Below are 18,421 nucleotides of genomic sequence, written 5' to 3'. Positions count from 1 at the left end.
GTTTTATGCAGATTAAAAAGATTTTTATAGCAGGAGATCACGCTGCTTTTGAAGCAAAAGAAGTTAGTAAGAAAATTTTAGAAAATTTAGGTTTTGAACCGATAGATTTGGGTGCAAATTCGCCTGAAATAAGCGTTGATTACCCTGATTTTGCAAAGGCTTTGTGTGATGAAGTTTCAAAAGACGAAGGAAATTTTGGGATTTTAATCTGTGGCACGGGATTAGGAATTTCAATGGCGGCAAATCGAAATCCACAAATTCGCTGTGCGTTATGCCACGATCGCTTTACAGCGACGATGAGCAGAGAGCACAACGACGCAAATGTCTTAGCTTTTGGGGCTAGGGTTGTTGGAGCTGGCGTGATTGAAGATATGATAAAAGCGTTTTTTAGCACTGAATTTGCAGGTGGCAGACACGAAAGGCGGGTGCAAAAACTAGGAAGTTGCCTATGTTAAGCTGGGTTTTAGCGATATTTTCTTTGTTTTGCTTATTGCTTTTGATTTTGGCATTTAGAAAAAATAGCAAAATGTTAGATGAGATTTCAAAGAAAAATCAAAAAATAACCGAGCTTGAAAATATAATCGTAAAGCTAAAATCAAATTTGCAAACGAGTATTGAAGCTCTTGAAAAGGCAGATAGTGCAAATATGGATTTGAAATTGCAAAATACAAAAGTTAAATTTGAAAACAAAATTCTAAAAGAAAAAGAGGAAAAATGAAAGAACTAAACGAAAATGATAAAAAATATCTTTTAAGCACTATTAGAGAAATTAAAGATTACCCAAAAGCAGGGATTTTGTTTCGCGATATTACTACTTTATTAAATGACAAAAAGGCGTTTGAATTTTTAATGTCTCATTTGGAAGCAAAGTATAAAGACGCAGGGTTTGACTATATCGCAGGGATTGAAAGTAGGGGTTTTATATTTGGCGCAGCACTTGCTACGCGCCTAAATTTGGGTTTTGTACCGATAAGAAAACCAAAAAAACTTCCATATACAACGATTTCACAAAAATACTCGCTTGAATACGGCTTTGATCAAATCGAAATTCATATCGACGCATTTAGAGATACAAAAGACGCAAAAGTTTTATTAGTAGATGATTTAATCGCCACCGGCGGAACGGCATTTGCCGCAGCCGAGCTTATACAAAGAGCAGGAGCGATATGCGTGGAAGCTTGTTTTGTTATGGATTTACCGGCTCTTGGCGGTTCTGAAAAATTAAGCAAAATTACAAAAGTTTATAGCGTGTTAGAGGGCTAAATGGAAGATTTTTTAAAAGAACTTCTTTTTGAGTATAAAAATTACGCTTACGGAATTTTGTTTGTTTGGTGTTTGTTAGAAGGCGAAATTGCGCTTATTTTGGGTGGAATTTTAGCGCACGAAGGGCATATAAATTTAGCACTTGGAATTTTTATTGCAGGACTTGGAGCATTTTGTGGGGATCAATTTTATTTTTATATCGGCAGATATAATCGTAGTTATATAGGTAAAAAATTAGCTAAACAACGCAGAAAATTTGCCATAGCGCATTTGCTACTTAAACGGCTTGGTTGGCCTATAATATTTTTGCAACGCTATATGTATGGATTTCGTGTGATAATACCTATGAGTATCGGTTTAACTAGATATAGTGCAAAAAAATTTGCTTTTATAAATTTAATAAGCGCTTGGTGCTGGGCAGCGATAACGATGATTTTGGCGTGGTATTTTGGAAAGCAAATTTGGCGTTTTATAAGCTGGGCGGAAGAGCATTGGTATATCGCAATTCCGATTGTTTGCGGATTTTTATTTTTGATTTTTTATGGATTTAAAAAAATGGAAAATTACTTTATGAATTTAAGAAAGGATAGATATGCAAATCAAACTAATCAATGAAAAAATCGATGACATTAAGGCTGATTTTGAAGTTATTTTGGTTGTAAATAAAAATTTAGATCACGAATTTATCAAAGACAAGGATAAATTTGAGTTTTTCGGATACGACGGAAGCGCAAATTTGCTTTTAAGTGAGAGCAGACGCCTTTATATAGGCGTAAAATCGCTAGAATTCGATAGAATTCGCTCAGCGATCGCCACTGCGTATAACACGCTAAAAAGCTATAAAATTTCAAATTTTAAAATCGCTTCGTATCTTTGCGGTTGCACTACAAAAAGCTTTATGGCGATGGCTGAGGGCGTGTTTTTGGGAAGTTATGAATTTAACAAATATAAAAGCGAAAAGAAAAAATATAGCCTAAATGAAATTCTAATCTCAACACAAGAGTATAATAACCACGAAATCAAGCTTGATAAAGCGCAAAACGGGCTTAAAAAAGGCGAGATTATGGCAAATGCTGCAAATTTCGTCAAAGACGGCGTAAATGAAATCCCTGAAATTTACACGCCTGTAAAAATGGCAGAAGATGCCGAAATTTTGGCGGCAAATTATGATAGCGTAAGTGTAAAAATTTATGATGAAAATTTCTTAAAAGAGCAAAATATGAACGCATTTTTGGCTGTCAATCGCTCTTCAATCCACCCGCCACGCTTAATTCATCTAACTTATAAGCCCCAAATTTGCAAAAAACGAGTTGTTTTTGTCGGCAAGGGCTTAACCTATGATAGCGGCGGACTTAGCCTTAAACCAAGCGATTATATGCTAACGATGAAATGCGATAAAAGTGGCGCAATGGCCGCAATGGGTATCATAAAAGGAGCTGCCGAGCTAAATTTACCGCTTGAAATTCACGCCGTCATCGGTGCAACCGAAAATATGATAGGCGGAAATTCATATAAGCCTGATGATGTGCTTATTTCTCGTAGTGGTGTTACTATCGAAGTGCGAAATACAGACGCAGAAGGTAGGCTAGTTTTGGCTGATTGCTTAGACTGGGCGCAAGAGTTAAAGCCTGATATTTTAATCGATATGGCAACTCTAACAGGAGCTTGTGTAGTGGGTCTAGGAGAATACACAATCGGGCTTTTAGGAAACAATGAAGAATTTAAACTAGAATACAAACGCCTTACAAAGCCAAGCGGTGAGCTTTTTGGAATTTTAGAATTTAATGATTATCTAAGGGAGCTTATTAAATCAAATATCGCCGATGTTTCAAATACAGCTTCTAGCAGATATGGCGGAACGACCACGGCAGGGCTTTTCCTTGATAAATTTATAAAAGATGAATATAAAGATAAATGGCTTCATTTAGACATCGCAGGACCTGCGTATTTAGAAAAAGCATGGGGATATAATCAAATCGGTGCCACAGGCGCAGCCGTCAGAGCAAATTTATACTATTTAGACGCTATTTCAAAGGAAAAATAATGGGATTATCAGTAGGCATAGTAGGACTTCCAAATGTCGGCAAATCAACGACATTTAACGCACTAACCAAAGCACAAAACGCACAAGCGCAAAACTATCCTTTTTGCACGATTGAGCCAAATAAAGCCGTAGTTGCCGTGCCTGATAAGCGTTTAAATGAATTGGCAAAAATCGTTAATCCCAATCGAATTCAAAACTCAGTTATCGAATTTACCGATATTGCAGGGCTTGTAAAAGGAGCTAGTAAAGGCGAAGGTTTAGGAAATAAATTCTTAGCAAATATCCGTGAATGCGAGATTATTTTACATATCGTTCGTTGTTTTGAAGACGGAAATATCACGCATGTCGAAGGCGGTATCGATCCGTTAAGGGATATTGAGATTATCAACACTGAGCTTATACTAGCTGACATCGAGCAACTAACTCGCAAAATAGAACGCCTAAATAAAGAAGCAAGGGCAAATGCAAAAGGTGCAAAAGAAAGCTTGGATATGGCAAATTTGCTTTTAAAACATTTAAACGACGGAAATTCTGCGTCAAGTTTTAGCGAATTTGAAAATGAAATTTTTACAAATTTAAATAAAGAGCTAAGATTACTTTCGGCAAAAGAGGTCATTTATGGCGCAAATGTCGATGAAGCAGGGCTTGAAAATGATAACGAATTTGTTAAAAAAGTCAAAGAATTTGCGAAAAAAAGCAACCACGAAGTCATCAAACTAAACGCAAAAATCGAAGAAGAGCTAATCGGTCTAGATGATGATGAAGCAAAAGAGTTGCTCCAAAGCTTGGGCGTAGAAGAAAGCGGGCTTGATCATATCATAAGGACGGCATTTGCGAAATTAAATTTGATAAGCTATTTTACAGCTGGTGTCATGGAAGTTCGTGCTTGGACGATTACAAAAGGATGGAAAGCCCCAAAAGCAGCAAGTGTTATCCATAACGATTTTGAACGGGGATTTATTAGAGCAGAAGTCATTGCTTACGATGATTTTGTCAAATTTGGCGGTGAAAATGGCGCCAAAGAAAACGGAAAAATGCGACTTGAAGGCAAAGACTATGTCGTAAATGACGGCGATGTGATGCATTTTAGGTTTAATGTTTAAATTTATAGTGTAAATTTGTTCTAAATTTTATAAATTTAGAAAAGGATTTTTATGTTAAATAGCAAAGACTTGGAAATTTTGCGTAGAGAATTTATCGATAAATTTGATTTTAGTGATGAAGATAAAAAATTGATTGAAGAAAAGTGCATTGATAAAATTTTGGGCAAAGATAAACTTACATATTTTAACCATGAGTGTTTGGGCTTTATTATCGTCAAAAGTGGGCTTTTGCGCGCCTTTATAACATCTGAAAATTTCAAAGAAATCACCGTTTTTATGCTAAAAAAAGGCGAAAGTTGTGTTTTGTGCGATTCTTGTTTTATGGGTAGTTTTGAAACAAAAATCAATATCCAAGTTAAAGAACAAGCCGAAGTTTTGCTGATTCCTGCCGAAATTTTTATAAAAATGAAAGATAAATATCAAAGTCTTACAAATCATATACTAACGCTTGTTGCAAAACGATTTGCGCAGTCTATAAAAGTCATGGAACAAGCACTTTTTTCGCCACTTAGTGAGCGAATTTTGGCATTTTTAAAAAAGAATTCTCAAAACGGAAGTATGAAGATCACGCACGAAGAGTTAGCTTCGCATTTAGGAAGCGCGAGAGAAGCTGTTTCTAGAATTTTAAAAGAGATGGAAAATGATAAACTTATCTCTCGCAAACGCGGCGTGATAAGCGTTTTATAAACAAATCAAATTTTATTTGCAAAAAACCACAAAAAGGCAAACATTAACCCGGGAGCTCTAATGAGCTCTTCATTAAACATAAATTCCTTTGCCTTTTTGACATCTAAATATACAAGCTCGATTTTTTCGCCATCTATTCCGCCACCTAAACCCTTTTTATCATCTTCGGTAATCTCGCCGTAAAAAAGATATTGTCTATTTGCCGCAAAACCAAGTGCGCTATAAAAACTAGTTATAAATTCCAAATCTTTAACCAAATAGCCTGTTTCTTCATAAATCTCTTCGATTGCAGTTTGTTTTGGGCTTAAATTTTTATCCAAAATTCCCGCACAAAGTTCATGCGTAAAGCCTTGTTCGTTCCAATCAAACCCGCTTTGTTGCTGATGATACCAAACAGGCGGACGAAATTGTTTAACAAGCAAAAGAGCGTTTTTTTCTTTATGAAAAAGTAAAATTGATACGCTATCATGGACTTTAACACAATCCCAAACTCTATCTTTGCCGTCCATTTCAAAATGCAAACGAAAAGGCTTTACAAAATCTGATTTTTCCATATTTGAAATTTTTAAATTTTTTATAGAAGTATCCATGTTGCAAGTCCTAAAAAGCTAAAAAATCCGACTATATCGGTAACGGTAGTAAGTAAAACAGAGCTTCCCACAGCAGGATCTATGCCAAATTTTTTCAAAGTCAGTGGTATAACCGTGCCAAAGATTCCAGCAAAAGTAAAATTTATCACCATTGACATTGCTATAACAACGCCTAAAAGTTTTATGCCAAACCAAAAATACGCCACAAAGCCCATAATAATAGCAAAAATCATACCGTTTGTAAAAGCAATAGCAACTTCTCTAAATAAAACATTTTTCTTATCTTTAAATTCGATTTCGCCCAAAGCCAGTCGCCTGACGGTAACGGTAAGGGCTTGTGTGCCTGTATTTCCACCCATAGAAGCAACAATCGGCATTAAAATAGCTAGTGCTACGATAGTTTCGATAGTGCTATCAAAAAGCCCGATAATAGCAGAGCTTACAATTGCCGTGCATAAATTCACAAAAAGCCACGCCGCACGAGAGCTTCCTGCTTTTACTAGCGTATCTTCTTCTTCGGCTTCGTCATTAACACCTGCTAAGTGATAAATTTGCTCGGTTGCCCTGTCTTGGATAATATCGTGTATATCATCGCTTGTGATGCGACCTATCAAAACGCCGTTAGTATCGACAACAGGCATAACGCTTAAATCAAATTCTTCAAAATCTCTTACGACATCATCGATTTTATCGGTATCAGTGGCAAAATGTGGTTTGTATTCATCATCGTATTTATCTATAATCTCTTTTAAAGTTAAATTAAAATCATATAAAATCAAATCCGAAGTCGAAAATGCTGAAATCAAGCGTTCGCTTTCGTCCAAAACAAAAAGTTGAAAAACATTTTCTATTTCGCCGCTTTCTTTTAAATTTCGTAGGCGATCTACGGCTTGTTTTAGCGTTTCGTTTGTTTTGGCGCTAAAAACCTCCGTTTGCATATATGCACCGGCTTCATCATCTTCATAATTTGAAATTTGTAAAATATCTTTTTGATCTTCTTCGTCAAGTTTTTCAAAAATTTGCTTTGCTTTTTCTTCGTCTATTTCTTCGATATTTTGGAAAAGTTCGGCTTGATCATCGCTTTCTAGCTCTTCGATAGCTTCGACGATTTTTTCATGTGGAATAGTTTCGATAACATCTTCGAGCATGTGATCTGGCATTTCAAGAGCGACATTTGCAAGGTCTTCCGGGTCTAGTTTTTCTAGGTATTCGACATATTTTTCTTCGTCGTGTTTTTTAAGCGTTTTTAGATGATCGGCAAGATCTGCTGAGCTTATCTCTTCTTCTGCTGTCTCTTCAATATGCGAATCTAGGACTTCTCGTGCTTCTTCAAATTCTCTTGCTTCCATAATCTAACCTTCAATTCAAAATCATCGAATTTTCAAAATTTTCAAATCTTTGCGGATTTAAACTTCCGTCCATAGCCAAATCCATTTTTGCGTTCATATCTTTAACAAGAGCTTTAAATTTAAGCTCTTCTTTGCTTACTATATTTGTTTTTTCGATTTTTACTACTTTTAAAGGATCGATTGCTTGTTTATTTTTATAAAGCCCAAAATGCAAATGCGGTCCCGTGCTAAGCCCTGTGTTTCCAACATAAGCGATAAGCTCTTTTTGTTTTACGCTAGTGCCTACTTTTATGCCTTTTGCAAAGCCATTTAAATGTGCATAAAGTGTCGAATATCCTCCGCCGTGTGAAATCTCAACGGTGTTTCCATAGCCACTTCTACGACCTACAAATGTAACTTTGCCGTTGCCTGCTGCGTAAATTTTTGTCCCTTTTGGTGCAGCATAATCCACGCCCAAATGCGCTCTATATCGCTTCAAAATAGGGTGAAAGCGTTTTGGTGTAAATTTAGATACTATTCTTGCGCCGTTAATAGGCGTGATAAGCAAAAAACTTTCCATTTTTTTGCCGTTTTCATCGAAATATTTATCTTCAAAAAGATATAAAGAATTTCCTTTTTTGTTTTCTTCTATCATACCTGCTAGAATTTTAATAGAGCCAAAAGGCTGACCAAGTCTAGTTTTTTGTTCGTATAAAAGCACTAGCCTATCGCCCTTTTGAAGTCTTTTAAAATCTACTTCGCCCCTAAAAACGCTCATAAATTCATTTGCCAAAGCAGTATTTCCCGTGGCTTTGACTATATCATTATACGGCGAAGTTTCAATGGAAATTCCAAGCGAGTTGCTCTGTTTTGTATAGACTATCGGTGTAAAATCAAGTTTAAATTTATTGAATTTATCTTTGTAAATTTGAATTTGTAGCTCTTCGCTAATGGGGATTAAAAGTTGCGAAATTTTGCCTAAATCATCACGCAAAACATAACAAATCGAACCTGAGATTATCTCACTGGTTAGCTCTTGGGCTTCTTTATCTAAATCATAATAAACAGAAAGCGGGATTTCATATTTTTCCATAAATTGGAGCAAACTTACGCCTTCTGGCCACTTAAATTTCTCAACGCCCGAATTTATCGCAAAAGCAAAATTAAAAAATAGAAAAAAAATCAATATAAATTTATTCATAGAAAATCGCTTTTTATTTTTTTATTTATTACATAAGCCGAAATTGTAGCAAATTAACGCTTATATTTGGCAAAAACCAAGAATTTACCAATTTTTATGTATAATTAGCAAATTTTTTATTTTTAGGAGCAAATTTTGAAAAGATTGATTTTAGCTTTTTTATTTTTATTTGGAATTAGTGCAAATGCGGCTGAATTTAGTATGCCGACTTACGAATCTCCGCTTTTAGAAGTCGAAGATGGCTACGCAACCATAATGAATAGCCCAGACATCGCAGTCGGAAGTAGTGGCGTGGTAATGCATAAATTTGCAAACGGCGATCGCTCGATCGTCGCAAGGGCGGTTGTAGCCGAAAAAATGGGAAATTTAGCCAAAGTTAGATTTGAAGTTTTTGATTCGCTAGAACAAAAAGCGCTTCCTTTGCCAAAAGTTTTGCCTTCAAAGGGCGACATTGTGATTTTAAATTTTTTGTATAATAGAGCTTTGCTTGTTGTGCCAAATGCCGAAATTTACGAACAAATCGTTGCAGCATTTCCAAATATCACATTTATTCACCCTGACCTTGCAGGAGCGCATCTAAGTTATAATTTCAAACCAAATCCAAGCAGAGATGATTTTAGAAAAATGTGTTCAAACAACGCAGCCGGACTTATTTTTATCGCATTAGATAAAGAGAGTTTATTTGCTGATTGTGGCAGTTTCGAGCCACTTAAAACTTTTGCTAGTGGCGAAGTAAGTTATTATCAAATTCCGTTTTATTCACGCGTAGGCAAGATCGATACTATGTTTTTTGATGTTTTAAACGGACAAATCAACGACTATGACAGACATTATAGATACCTTTTAGGACAAAAAAGTGGAAACTAAACATATAAATTTTTTTACAGATTTACTAGGTAGCGATAACGCATATTTCGACAAAGCGCACAAACTTGCGTATTGTTATGATGCGACTAGAAAACGCTACGAGCCAGACGGAGTGCTTTTCCCGCGAAATGAAGATGATGTTAGTAAAATTTTAAAATATTGCAACGATAATAAAATCATTATTATCCCGCGTGGGGCAGGAAGCGGCTTTACAGGCGGTAGTCTAGCGCATAATGGCGGTGTGGTTTTAGCTTTTGAAAAGCACATGAATAAAATTTTAGAAATCGACATGGAAAATATGGTCGCAGTCGTGCAACCGGGCGTTATAAATATGGATTTGCAAAAAGCTGCTATGGAAAAAGGGCTTTTTTATCCGCCTGATCCTGCTAGTGAAAATTACAGCACACTTGGCGGAAATGTCGCAGAAAATTCAGGCGGTATGAGAGCCGCAAAATACGGCATTACAAAAGACTATGTTATGGCTCTTCGTGCCGTGCTTCCAAACGGCGATATTATCAGAGCTGGCAAACGCACCATAAAAGATGTCGCAGGATACAATGTCGCAGGAATTTTAATCGCTAGTGAAGGTTCGCTTGCCGTTATAACTGAAATCACGCTAAAACTTCTTTCAAAGCCAAAGTTCAAAAAAACCGCAATGGGTGTTTTTCCAAGCGTGGAAGCCGCTATGAACGCAGTTTATAAGACTATGGCAGCAGGGGTTACTCCTGTGGCGATGGAATTTTTGGATAATCTTAGCATAAAAGCAGTCGAGCAAAAATTTAATAAAGGTCTGCCTGTAAATGCGGGAGCGATTTTGATTACCGATGTTGATGGAAATTTGCAAGAGCAAATCGAGCAGGATTTAAGCGTCATCGAGCGAGTTTTTAAAGAAAACGGCGCTAGTGAATTTATCACTGCAAAAAATGAAACCGAGAGCGCAAATTTGTGGTTTGCAAGGCGAAATTGTTCGCAGTCGATTACCTGCTATGGCTCGTTAAAACTAAACGAAGATATAACCGTTCCACGCTCAAAACTGCCTGAACTTTTGCACCAAATTCGTCAAATTTCAGATAAATATGGCGTTACGACGCCATGCTTCGGGCATACGGGAGATGGAAATGTCCATACAAATGTAATGGTCGATAAAAATAACGAAGATGAAGTAAAACGCGGTTATATGGCGATTGAAGAGATTTTTAAGGCGGCTGTTGATTTGGGCGGGACGCTTTCAGGCGAACACGGCATAGGAATCTCAAAAGCCCCGTATATGGGCTTAGCATTTAGCGATGCCGAAATGGAACTTTTTAGAACGATAAAAAAGGCGTTTGATCCAAACAACATATTAAACCCAAACAAAATGGGGCTTTAAGTTTTGTTTTGTAGATTGAAACGAGCCTAGCTTTTAATTCCCCATACCTGACGGATTAAGGCGTAAATTTAAATGATTTGTTCGCTCACTACCGATAAGGTAGCTACGCTTCAAACCATTTAAATTTACGCCTTACTACGCCTACTCTGTTTTGAATATTTTTTGTAAATTAAACAAATTTGCAAAATCGTCGGCATTTGGTTACCAAATTTAAGTTGAGTTATTTTGCAAATTTGTTTCCATTGTCATTGCGAGTTTTTGCAAAGCAAAAACGAAGCAAAATGAGCGAAGCGACGGCAAAGCCGTCATTTCAAGGAAACCTGTCTCACGCTTTGCGTGAGCCATCGCTTCGCTGGTTTTGGACGAGCGAAGCGAAGTCAATCGCCAATGGTTAAATTTAGAATTCGGTTTTTTGGAAAAATTTATAAAATTTGGTTGTTTTGTATTTTTGAATTCTGCAAATTTACATTTTCGTTATTTTTAAATTCTTTAAAATTTGCAAATTTGCATTATCATTATTTTAACTTTGGCGATTGCCACGAATTTTTGCTAACGCAAAAATTCGTGGCAATGACAATGTAAGCAAATTTACAAATTCCTGCAATGACAAATTTAAGCAAAAAAATTTGCCAAATTCCCCAAATTTTAAGTAAAATTACAAAAAACAAAAGAGAAAATGATGAAAAAGATTACAGAACTGCTAAATTCGCTAAAAAGCGCCCTTAAAGTCGCAAATGTTTATGATAAAAATATCATGCGATACGCTTCTAGCCTTAGTTTCCACACTATGCTTTCGCTGCTTCCGATTTTAATGGTATCTTTAAGCATTTTTATGCAAATGCCAAGTTTCAAGGCGTATTACGAAAAAATCAAAACATTTATATTTGCAAATTTGCTTCCTACGCACCAAGACACGCTCTCATCGTATATCGAGCAGTTTTTGGCAAATAGTGTCGGGCTTGGTATCACGGGCTTTGCGGCGGTGATTTTTACTTCGGTTATGTTTTTTAGCGAATTTGAAGGGGTGATTTGCAATATTTCAGGGGCGAAAAAACGAAGCTTTTTTGCTAGTCTTAGCACTTACTGGACGCTTATGACACTAGCTCCCGTCGGGCTTGGCGGGTCGTTTTATGTAAGTGGCGTTTTGCAAAATTTGTTAAATCAAACCGAATTTACAAGGTGGATAAATTTACTAGCGATTTTGCCGTATCTTATCATTTGGGCGATTTTTGCGGTAACTTACGCCGTATCGATAAACCGCGAAATATCGGCAAAAGCGATAATGATAGCGTCATTTATCACAAGCGTTTTTTGGTGGATTTTAAAAATTCTTTTCGTGCAGTATGTTTTTTATAACAAAACTTATCTTAGCATTTACGGCTCGTTTTCGGTGCTTTTGTTTTTCCTTTTGTGGATTTACATTAGCTGGATTTTATTTTTATACGGCGTGAAAGTTTGTGTATTTTTAAACGATAAAAAAGATAGGCAAGAAGCCGAGCAAGGCACAAAGTAGGGCAAAATTTTTAAATTTTATCGCTAAAATTGCAGATAAATTTGCCGTTACAAAAAGCCACAGCGGAATTTGCGTTTTATAAATACTAAGCGAAAATTCCAAAAAATTTAGCAGATATTCATCAAAAATATATCCCACGCCAAAAATATGCAAAACAACGCTTAACGGATAAAAAATAATAAACGCGTAGCTTATAGGCACGACTGAAATTTGAAGCGGCGTAAGGGTAGAGAAAAAATAATAAACAGGCACATTCATACAAAGCCAAACAAAAAGATTAAAAAAAATCAAGTGGGCTAAAAGTCCGAATTTATCCTTAAAATGCTTGACATAAATGAAAATAAAAAGCACTCCCATACACGAAAAATAAAATCCGATAGAAAAAGCTAAATGCGGAAACAGCGCAATCAAAAAGGCAATAGTGATAAAAAGTGTTGCGAAATTTATGATTTTAAAATTTCGCATTAAAAGAAAAAATCCCACAAATGCCATAGCTAGGCTTCTAAGGAAACTTGGCGTAAAATCAAGCACCAAAAGATAAAAACTCATCAAAATAAAAACAAAAATACTAATGTCAAAATTCACGCTTCGATACGGAAAATAGCGTTTTTGAAAGAATTTATAAACGGGCTTAAAAATAAAAAAGCAAATTCCAAAAATAATGCCTAAATGAAATCCGCTAATGGCGATGATGTGCGCGATTCCCCAGTTTGTAACATTTGCGCGAAGTTCCCTTGAAATGGGCGTTGCGAAATATAACGCCGAGTAAAGCTCTTGCATTTTTGAATTTTGGTGTTGGGTGGTTATAAAATTTATCGCATTTTGTTTTAAATTTGCAAATTTATTTTTAAAATTTGACGAATTTTGCAGGGACTGCGCCGAATTTTGCAGGGACTGCGTCGAATTTCGCTCCGAATTTATCGAATTTTCAAATTTCGGTTTTAGTTTAAAACTTGGCATATAAAATCGTTTTTTTACAAAATCGATAAATTTAACATTTTGCGTGATAACGCCGATATTTAAGCTTTTTGCATTAGCAAATTCAAAATCTTTTTTGGTTGTAGTATAAAACTCAAATTCGCTTGTTTTAAGCCGTAAAACGCGGTATGTCCTGCCCTTAGTATTTGTTTTTTCATAATTTTGCAAAATTTGCGCATTATAAAATCTATATTTTTGAGATTTAAATTCATAAAAATCTTTATAACAAAAGCCCAAATTTAAGATAAAAACAGATAACGCAAAAAGCAAAAATAACAAAATTTCCCGTTTGTTTTCAAAAATTTCAAGCTTTTTCATTGTGAAATTATAGCAACTTTTAATCGCCATTTAGCTATAATAATGGAATTTAAAAATTGATAAAAAGGATAAAAAATGGCTGAAAAACAAAGTATTTTTATAAATAGAGAGCTTTCGTGGTTGCGTTTTAATTCGCGTGTTTTAGCGCAATGCAACAAAGATATTCCGTTAATCGAAAAGCTTAAATTTTTGGCTATTTACAGCACAAATTTAGATGAATTTTATATGATTAGGGTTGCAGGTCTTAAACAGCTTTTCACAGCCGGCGTCATCACAAGCGGGGACGATAAAATGACGCCGTTAGAGCAGTTGCGTGAGATTAGGGCGTATTTAAACAAAGAGCAAAAAGAGCTTGAAGATCACTATTTTTTCACTAAGCTTGAACTTGCCAAAAACGGCATTTTTATCAAAAATTATGATGAGCTTGATAAAAATTTAAAAGCTTCTGCTGATAAATTCTTTTTTGAGCAGATTATGCCGATTATTATCCCCATTGCAGTGGATTCGACGCACCCTTTCCCGCACCTAAATAACCTTAGTTTTTCACTAGCTGTTAAACTTTGTGATAAACAAAACCCAGAAAGCATACATTTTGGTATGGTGCGAATTTCGCGTGTTTTGCCACGATTTGTTCAGGTCGATAAAAGCGTTTATGTGCCGATAGACAGCCTAGTTCGTCGCCACGCAGAAGAGATTTTCCCGGGATTTAAACTTTTAAGTTCCGCTGCATTTAGGGTTACGCGAAATGCTGATATTACGATAGAAGAAGAAGAAGCAGATGATTTTATGATGATTCTTGAAGAGGGCTTGAAACTTCGCAGAAAAGGTGCTTTTGTGCGTTTGCAAATAGAAAAAAATGCAGATTCTGAGCTAGTGGAATTTTTAAATTCGCATTTGAAAATTTTCCATAAAGATGTCTATGAATACTCCGTTCCGCTCACGCTTGACGGGCTTTGGGAGATAGCAGGAAATAAGGATTTTTCCTTTCTAGCGCACCCGCAATATCTACAAAAAACGCTTCCGCCCTTTGATGAAAACACTTCGGTTTTTTCTACCATTGACAAAGAAGATGTGCTGATTTTTCACCCGTTTGAAAGCTTCGATCCTGTTCAAAAGCTCATAAAAGAAGCTTCAAGCGATCCAAAGGTGATTTCTATTCGTATGACGCTGTATCGTGTGGAGAAAAATTCGCCTATCGTGCAAAGCTTAATAGAAGCTGCAAGTAACGGCAAACAAGTAACCGTTATGGTTGAGCTAAAAGCTAGGTTTGATGAAGAAAATAATCTCCACTGGGCAAAAGCGTTAGAAAATGCAGGAGCGCATGTGATTTACGGCATTACGGGCTTTAAAGTTCATGCAAAAGTTACGCAAATCATCAAAAAAGACGGCGGAAAACTCAAATTTTATATACATTTGGCGACTGGAAATTACAACGGAAGCAGTGCGAAAATTTATACCGATGTTAGTTATTTTACAAGTAATGATATTTTCGCAAAAGATACGACGAATTTTTTCCATATACTTTCAGGTTATAATAAAAATCGCAAACTCGACAAGCTCTCAATGTCGCCAATGCAGATAAAAGAGCGACTTTTAAAAATGATAAAAGTCGAAGAAGGCAAAGGAAACGAAGGCAGAATTATCGCTAAAATGAACGCTTTGGTTGATAGCGATATGATAAAAGCCCTTTGCAAGGCAAGTGCGGCTGGGGTTAAAATCGATCTTATAGTGCGTGGAATTTGTTGTTTGCGTCCCGGTATCAAAGGCGTTAGCGACAATATAAAAGTGATTTCGGTAGTAGGAAAATACCTAGAACACGCACGAATTTTTTATTTTAAACATAGTAGCCCGGGAATTTATATCGCAAGTGCGGACTGGATGCCACGAAACTTAGAACGACGACTTGAACTGATGACGCCGATTTACAATGAAAATTTGCAAAATAAATTAAAAGAGATTATCAAACTTCAACTAAGCGATAATGTCCTTGCTTTTGAGCTTGGAAGCGATGGCGAATATACCAAAAAAGAGCCAAAAGAAAACGAAAGCGTGGTAAATTGCCACGAAATTTTTGAAAACTACTACAACGAAATTTATAAAAATATCCGAAAACACGATTCTAGTGTATTAGCAACTAAACTTTTAAAAGAGAGTTAATTTTTAAAATTCTCGGTGTCGTTTTGACACCGAGTTTTTTATGAAATTTGGACAGATTTTATTTGAAAAAGAAATTCGGGCGAATTTAAAGACCGCATTTATAAATTCTCCCTATACAAAGAAAATGAGTTTCTTATCTAGCAAATTTGGCTTACTAAGCATAAGCAAATTTGCCAAATTTGCTATCTATTTAAAGAACATCGGTTTAAAAAATAACACGCAGGGCAAAAGCCTGTAACACCGACTAAAATCGGAATTAATCCGATTAGGCTTAGCCAAGGATTGACAAAATATAGTCCTATCATTAGAACAAGACCGATGATGATTTTTGTAATGCGTTTTTTCTTGCTTAAATTTGCTTTCATTTTTTATCCTTTTGTTAAATTTTTTGAAATAATACAAAATTTGCTGATTTTAATCTGTGATAAGGTTACTATTTACGAATTTGCTTTCGTTATTTTGCACAAATTTATTTAATTAAACATTGGAAAAATCAAGGATTTGGTTTTACAAATTTAAAATTTTCAAAATTTGACTTTAAATACTTCGCTGTTTTGAAATCAAAAAAAAAATGCAAATTCGACAAACTTGATGTTAAATTTGCCGAATTTGTTGCAAATTTTAAGTCTAAATTTGAGCTAGAAATCCAAATTTATTAAATCAAATTTTTTAAAACAACCCTTTTAAAATATCCCTAACGGCGTCTTTTGCCTTTTCTTTTGAGCTTTTATCTTTGGCGTTGTTTGCGCCACCGTCAGTAGTGCCGTCAGTGGTCGCACCACCTGAGCTATCTTTTTTACCGCCTAAAAGTCTATCCAAACCCCGTCCGATCTCTTTGCCGATTTTTTGTTTTAGATACGCTGAATCAACGGCATATTTAGGATTTTCGGTTGTGCCGGTGATTTGCACACTTAAATCAGTCTTTTCGATATTTGCCGAAATTGGTATATTTATGGCTTTACTAGCCAAATTTAGCGTTCCTTTTTCGATGATAAGTTTGCTTTTTTGAGCCTGCATGTTAGCCTTAAAATCAACCAAATCTTTAACGATATTTCCGTCAATCGTGGCGTTGTTATAAACTTCACTCGCTAAATCCCTACCAAGCACCGAGCTAACGGTATTTACAAGCCCTTTTTTGGCTAGTCTTCCTTGATTTATCAAGGCGTCAAATTTGCCTTTTTTGCTTTTTGTGTTATAAACTAAATTTGCGTCTCCAACGCCGTCGTAGAAATAGCCCAAATTTAGGAAATCTGTCAAGCTTTTTATATCAAATTTGCTTAGTTTAAAACTCGCATCGTCATTTATGATAGAGCCGTTTAGTGTGCCTTTGGCGATTTGCGAATTTAGCGTTGCACTGAAATTTTTGCCAGATTTTTTGATTTCGCCGTTGCCTTTAAAACCGCCCTTTAAATCGCGCTCAACGATAAATTTAAGTTTAGCTAGGCTCGGAACATTTAAGATATAATTTGCGTTTAATGCGCCATTTTTTATGTTATACGAGCCGTCAAATTTCTCCATATTTGCTAAATCTGTGTTTATGATAGAGTTAAAATTTGCAACAGAATTTTTGATATTTGTTTTGCCGTTTAGAGAGAATTTGACATCGCTTGGAAAAGCCTTGCCTGTGGTTTTATCAAGGAATTTTTTATACGCCGTGCCATTTGAGACGCTAAATTCGGCGTTTCCGTTTATATCTTTTTGTAAATTTAAATTTGCTGTTGCGTTTAAGTTTCCGTTCGCCATAGCTTCAAGCCCTAAAAATGAAGTGATAACTGCTAAATTTAGGCTTTTTGCGTTGATACTTAAATTTCCTAAATTTCCCTTTGCGACGAGATTTCCGCCCAAAGCATCAAGGTTTAAATTTAAATTTTCTAACTCGCCTTTTTTTAGCACAGCGTCGAGTTTGCCTTTGGCTGAGCCTTTTAAATCCTGCTTTGTAAGATTTTTTAGCTTTGAAAAATCAGCGATATTTATGTCGGCTTTTAAATTTGCATTTTTAGGTTCGATTTCATAAACTGCGTTAAAATCAGCCAAAAGTCCGCTATTAAAGGCTTTTAAAGCCGTTTTGGAAAGTTCTAGCGTTTTCATATCAGTTTGCAAATTTCCGTTTGCGATCAAATTTCCGCTAGTTTCATAGTTTATAATCTTTGCGATTTTTGCTAAATCATCGATTTTAAGGGCAAAATCGGTTTTAAGCGTGTTATTTTTTATATCATAAATGCTTTCGTTTGCGCTTAAATTTGCTAAGTTTGAATTTATCACGCTTTTGGCATTAGCTATCCAGTTTGCGACGCGTATGTCCGAATTTAAGGCAACTCTCGTGTTTGCCGGTATCGTTAAATTCATATCGGCAAAAACCTTTTCATTTAGCACTAAATTTGCACTTTTTATGTTTGCTGTTCCGCTTGGCTCGTTATTTTGCGATTTTATGTCTGAGATGATGTCTAAATTTCCTTTAGCGTAAATCGGCTGTTTTGCCACTGCCAAAATCTTTTCAACGCTTAAATTTTTAGCATCGATTTGCAAATCAGTCGGTTTCATTTCGAGCAAATTTGCTAAAAATTTAATATCGCTGTCAAATGCCTTTCCGCTGCCATTTACGGCGAATTTATCAATATTTCCGACTGCTTTTCCGTTTAAATTCATCTTTTCATTTAACTCTACGCCAAAGCTCTTTAAATTTGCCACTTCTAGGGCATAATCAAAATCAAAGCTCTTATCAAACAAAAAATATTTTCCCTTTGCTCTTGCCGCGATTTCGCTATTTAACTCAGCCGTAATGTCGAAATCATCGATATTCAGATCAAATTCTCTAAGCTTTATATCGTATCCTGTTTTTTCTTTTAAGATTTTTTCGACATAAGGTTTTGTGATAGAATTTCCAAAATCCGTAAAAGCAATGCTGTAAGCACCGACTAAAAGTATCAAAATTATCCCCAAAATCGCACCTAAAATTTTCATTACAAATCCTTTTAAACATTTTTATCGTATAATTATACTCTT

17 protein-coding genes are annotated in these 18,421 nt (G+C 35.7%); 11 read left to right on the top strand and 6 right to left on the bottom strand.

Going from position 1 to position 18,421, the window contains the following annotated elements; translation table 11 throughout:
* Nucleotides 1–5: 5 nt before the first annotated feature.
* The 7 genes from rpiB to PF026_RS04410 are packed head-to-tail and all read left to right on the top strand — an operon-like array spanning nt 6 to nt 5,097.
* Nucleotides 6–455, top strand: coding sequence for a ribose 5-phosphate isomerase B (gene rpiB, locus PF026_RS04440; RefSeq protein WP_270863941.1), 450 nt, complete (start codon nt 6–8; stop codon nt 453–455).
* Complete coding sequence (locus PF026_RS04435; RefSeq protein ID WP_270863940.1) at nt 449–718, top strand: hypothetical protein; 270 nt, start codon at nt 449–451, stop codon at nt 716–718. The genes rpiB and PF026_RS04435 overlap by 7 nt, the downstream gene beginning before the upstream one ends.
* Nucleotides 715–1,263, top strand: coding sequence for an adenine phosphoribosyltransferase (locus tag PF026_RS04430; protein ID WP_270863939.1), 549 nt, complete (start codon nt 715–717; stop codon nt 1,261–1,263). The genes PF026_RS04435 and PF026_RS04430 overlap by 4 nt, the downstream gene beginning before the upstream one ends.
* A complete protein-coding gene (locus PF026_RS04425) occupies nt 1,264–1,878 on the top strand; it encodes a DedA family protein (protein ID WP_270860824.1) in 615 nt (204 codons plus the stop codon). It begins immediately after the preceding gene.
* Nucleotides 1,856–3,307: a leucyl aminopeptidase gene (locus PF026_RS04420; RefSeq protein WP_270863938.1), complete on the top strand. Its 1,452-nt coding sequence runs from the start codon at nt 1,856–1,858 to the stop codon at nt 3,305–3,307. Before PF026_RS04425 ends, PF026_RS04420 begins: the two co-directional genes overlap by 23 nt.
* The gene (ychF, locus tag PF026_RS04415; protein WP_270863937.1) at nt 3,307–4,410 is read left to right on the top strand and encodes a redox-regulated ATPase YchF; all 1,104 of its coding nucleotides are present in this window, start codon (nt 3,307–3,309) and stop codon (nt 4,408–4,410) included. The genes PF026_RS04420 and ychF overlap by 1 nt, the downstream gene beginning before the upstream one ends.
* 51 nt (nt 4,411–4,461) lie before the next feature.
* The gene (locus tag PF026_RS04410; protein ID WP_270863936.1) at nt 4,462–5,097 is read left to right on the top strand and encodes a Crp/Fnr family transcriptional regulator; all 636 of its coding nucleotides are present in this window, start codon (nt 4,462–4,464) and stop codon (nt 5,095–5,097) included.
* A gap of 5 nt (nt 5,098–5,102) precedes the next feature.
* On the opposite strand, the gene PF026_RS04405 is transcribed toward PF026_RS04410, so the two are convergent.
* From PF026_RS04405 to PF026_RS04395, 3 genes are read right to left on the bottom strand one after another with little or no spacing between them, the layout of a single operon-like run.
* Complete coding sequence (locus PF026_RS04405) at nt 5,103–5,687, bottom strand: NUDIX domain-containing protein (RefSeq protein WP_270863935.1); 585 nt, start codon at nt 5,685–5,687, stop codon at nt 5,103–5,105.
* Entirely contained in the window at nt 5,672–7,036 is a 1,365-nt protein-coding gene (mgtE, locus tag PF026_RS04400) for a magnesium transporter (protein ID WP_270863934.1), read from the bottom strand. Before mgtE ends, PF026_RS04405 begins: the two co-directional genes overlap by 16 nt.
* A 10-nt stretch (nt 7,037–7,046) precedes the next feature.
* On the bottom strand, nt 7,047–8,216 hold the full coding sequence (locus PF026_RS04395; protein WP_270863933.1) for a peptidoglycan DD-metalloendopeptidase family protein: 1,170 nt from the start codon (nt 8,214–8,216) through the stop codon (nt 7,047–7,049).
* 135 nt (nt 8,217–8,351) lie between these two features.
* Between PF026_RS04395 and PF026_RS04390 the strand changes: the two genes are divergently transcribed.
* The 3 genes from PF026_RS04390 to PF026_RS04380 all read left to right on the top strand — a co-directional run bounded on the left by PF026_RS04390 (nt 8,352) and on the right by PF026_RS04380 (nt 11,965).
* Nucleotides 8,352–9,083 (top strand): plasminogen-binding N-terminal domain-containing protein, encoded by a 732-nt coding sequence (locus PF026_RS04390; protein ID WP_270863932.1) that lies wholly within the window; start codon nt 8,352–8,354, stop codon nt 9,081–9,083.
* Nucleotides 9,073–10,452: an FAD-linked oxidase C-terminal domain-containing protein gene (locus PF026_RS04385; RefSeq protein WP_270863931.1), complete on the top strand. Its 1,380-nt coding sequence runs from the start codon at nt 9,073–9,075 to the stop codon at nt 10,450–10,452. The genes PF026_RS04390 and PF026_RS04385 overlap by 11 nt, the downstream gene beginning before the upstream one ends.
* 679 nt (nt 10,453–11,131) lie before the next feature.
* Entirely contained in the window at nt 11,132–11,965 is an 834-nt protein-coding gene (locus tag PF026_RS04380) for a YihY/virulence factor BrkB family protein (RefSeq protein WP_270860835.1), read from the top strand.
* Here PF026_RS04380 and PF026_RS04375 read toward each other — a convergent pair.
* Complete coding sequence (locus tag PF026_RS04375) at nt 11,918–13,261, bottom strand: ComEC/Rec2 family competence protein (protein ID WP_270863930.1); 1,344 nt, start codon at nt 13,259–13,261, stop codon at nt 11,918–11,920. The two genes, PF026_RS04380 and PF026_RS04375, sit on opposite strands and share 48 nt — an antisense overlap.
* A 75-nt stretch (nt 13,262–13,336) precedes the next feature.
* On the opposite strand from PF026_RS04375, the gene PF026_RS04370 reads away from it, so the two are divergent.
* A complete protein-coding gene (locus PF026_RS04370; RefSeq protein WP_270863929.1) occupies nt 13,337–15,418 on the top strand; it encodes an RNA degradosome polyphosphate kinase in 2,082 nt (693 codons plus the stop codon).
* 182 nt (nt 15,419–15,600) lie between these two features.
* Here PF026_RS04370 and PF026_RS04365 read toward each other — a convergent pair whose 3' ends face one another.
* Both PF026_RS04365 and PF026_RS04360 read right to left on the bottom strand, forming a co-directional pair.
* Nucleotides 15,601–15,783 carry a YgaP-like transmembrane domain gene (locus tag PF026_RS04365; RefSeq protein WP_270870432.1) on the bottom strand — a complete coding sequence of 61 codons (183 nt, stop codon included), beginning with the start codon at nt 15,781–15,783 and terminating at the stop codon, nt 15,601–15,603.
* Nucleotides 15,784–16,087: 304 nt separating this feature from the next.
* Nucleotides 16,088–18,379 (bottom strand): hypothetical protein, encoded by a 2,292-nt coding sequence (locus tag PF026_RS04360; RefSeq protein ID WP_270863927.1) that lies wholly within the window; start codon nt 18,377–18,379, stop codon nt 16,088–16,090.
* Nucleotides 18,380–18,421 lie beyond the last annotated feature (42 nt).

It is taken from the genome of Campylobacter sp. CS_NA3 (assembly GCF_027797495.1).
Lineage (GTDB): Bacteria > Campylobacterota > Campylobacteria > Campylobacterales > Campylobacteraceae > Campylobacter_B.
The sequence above is the reverse complement of the archived record's forward strand: the minus strand, read 5'-3'. Positions and strand labels throughout refer to the sequence as shown.

Bases quoted from the DNA above. Each gene is read 5' to 3' on its own strand.
- rpiB (WP_270863941.1), top strand. From the start codon at position 6: ATGCAGATTAAAAAGATTTTTATAGCAGGAGATCACGCTGCTTTTGAA.
- PF026_RS04435 (WP_270863940.1), top strand. From the start codon at position 449: ATGTTAAGCTGGGTTTTAGCGATATTTTCTTTGTTTTGCTTATTGCTT.
- PF026_RS04430 (WP_270863939.1), top strand. From the start codon at position 715: ATGAAAGAACTAAACGAAAATGATAAAAAATATCTTTTAAGCACTATT.
- PF026_RS04425 (WP_270860824.1), top strand. From the start codon at position 1,264: ATGGAAGATTTTTTAAAAGAACTTCTTTTTGAGTATAAAAATTACGCT.
- PF026_RS04420 (WP_270863938.1), top strand. From the start codon at position 1,856: ATGCAAATCAAACTAATCAATGAAAAAATCGATGACATTAAGGCTGAT.
- ychF (WP_270863937.1), top strand. From the start codon at position 3,307: ATGGGATTATCAGTAGGCATAGTAGGACTTCCAAATGTCGGCAAATCA.
- PF026_RS04410 (WP_270863936.1), top strand. From the start codon at position 4,462: ATGTTAAATAGCAAAGACTTGGAAATTTTGCGTAGAGAATTTATCGAT.
- PF026_RS04405 (WP_270863935.1), bottom strand. From the start codon at position 5,687: ATGGATACTTCTATAAAAAATTTAAAAATTTCAAATATGGAAAAATCA.
- mgtE (WP_270863934.1), bottom strand. From the start codon at position 7,036: ATGGAAGCAAGAGAATTTGAAGAAGCACGAGAAGTCCTAGATTCGCAT.
- PF026_RS04395 (WP_270863933.1), bottom strand. From the start codon at position 8,216: ATGAATAAATTTATATTGATTTTTTTTCTATTTTTTAATTTTGCTTTT.
- PF026_RS04380 (WP_270860835.1), top strand. From the start codon at position 11,132: ATGAAAAAGATTACAGAACTGCTAAATTCGCTAAAAAGCGCCCTTAAA.
- PF026_RS04375 (WP_270863930.1), bottom strand. From the start codon at position 13,261: ATGAAAAAGCTTGAAATTTTTGAAAACAAACGGGAAATTTTGTTATTT.
- PF026_RS04370 (WP_270863929.1), top strand. From the start codon at position 13,337: ATGGCTGAAAAACAAAGTATTTTTATAAATAGAGAGCTTTCGTGGTTG.
- PF026_RS04365 (WP_270870432.1), bottom strand. From the start codon at position 15,783: ATGAAAGCAAATTTAAGCAAGAAAAAACGCATTACAAAAATCATCATC.
- PF026_RS04360 (WP_270863927.1), bottom strand. From the start codon at position 18,379: ATGAAAATTTTAGGTGCGATTTTGGGGATAATTTTGATACTTTTAGTC.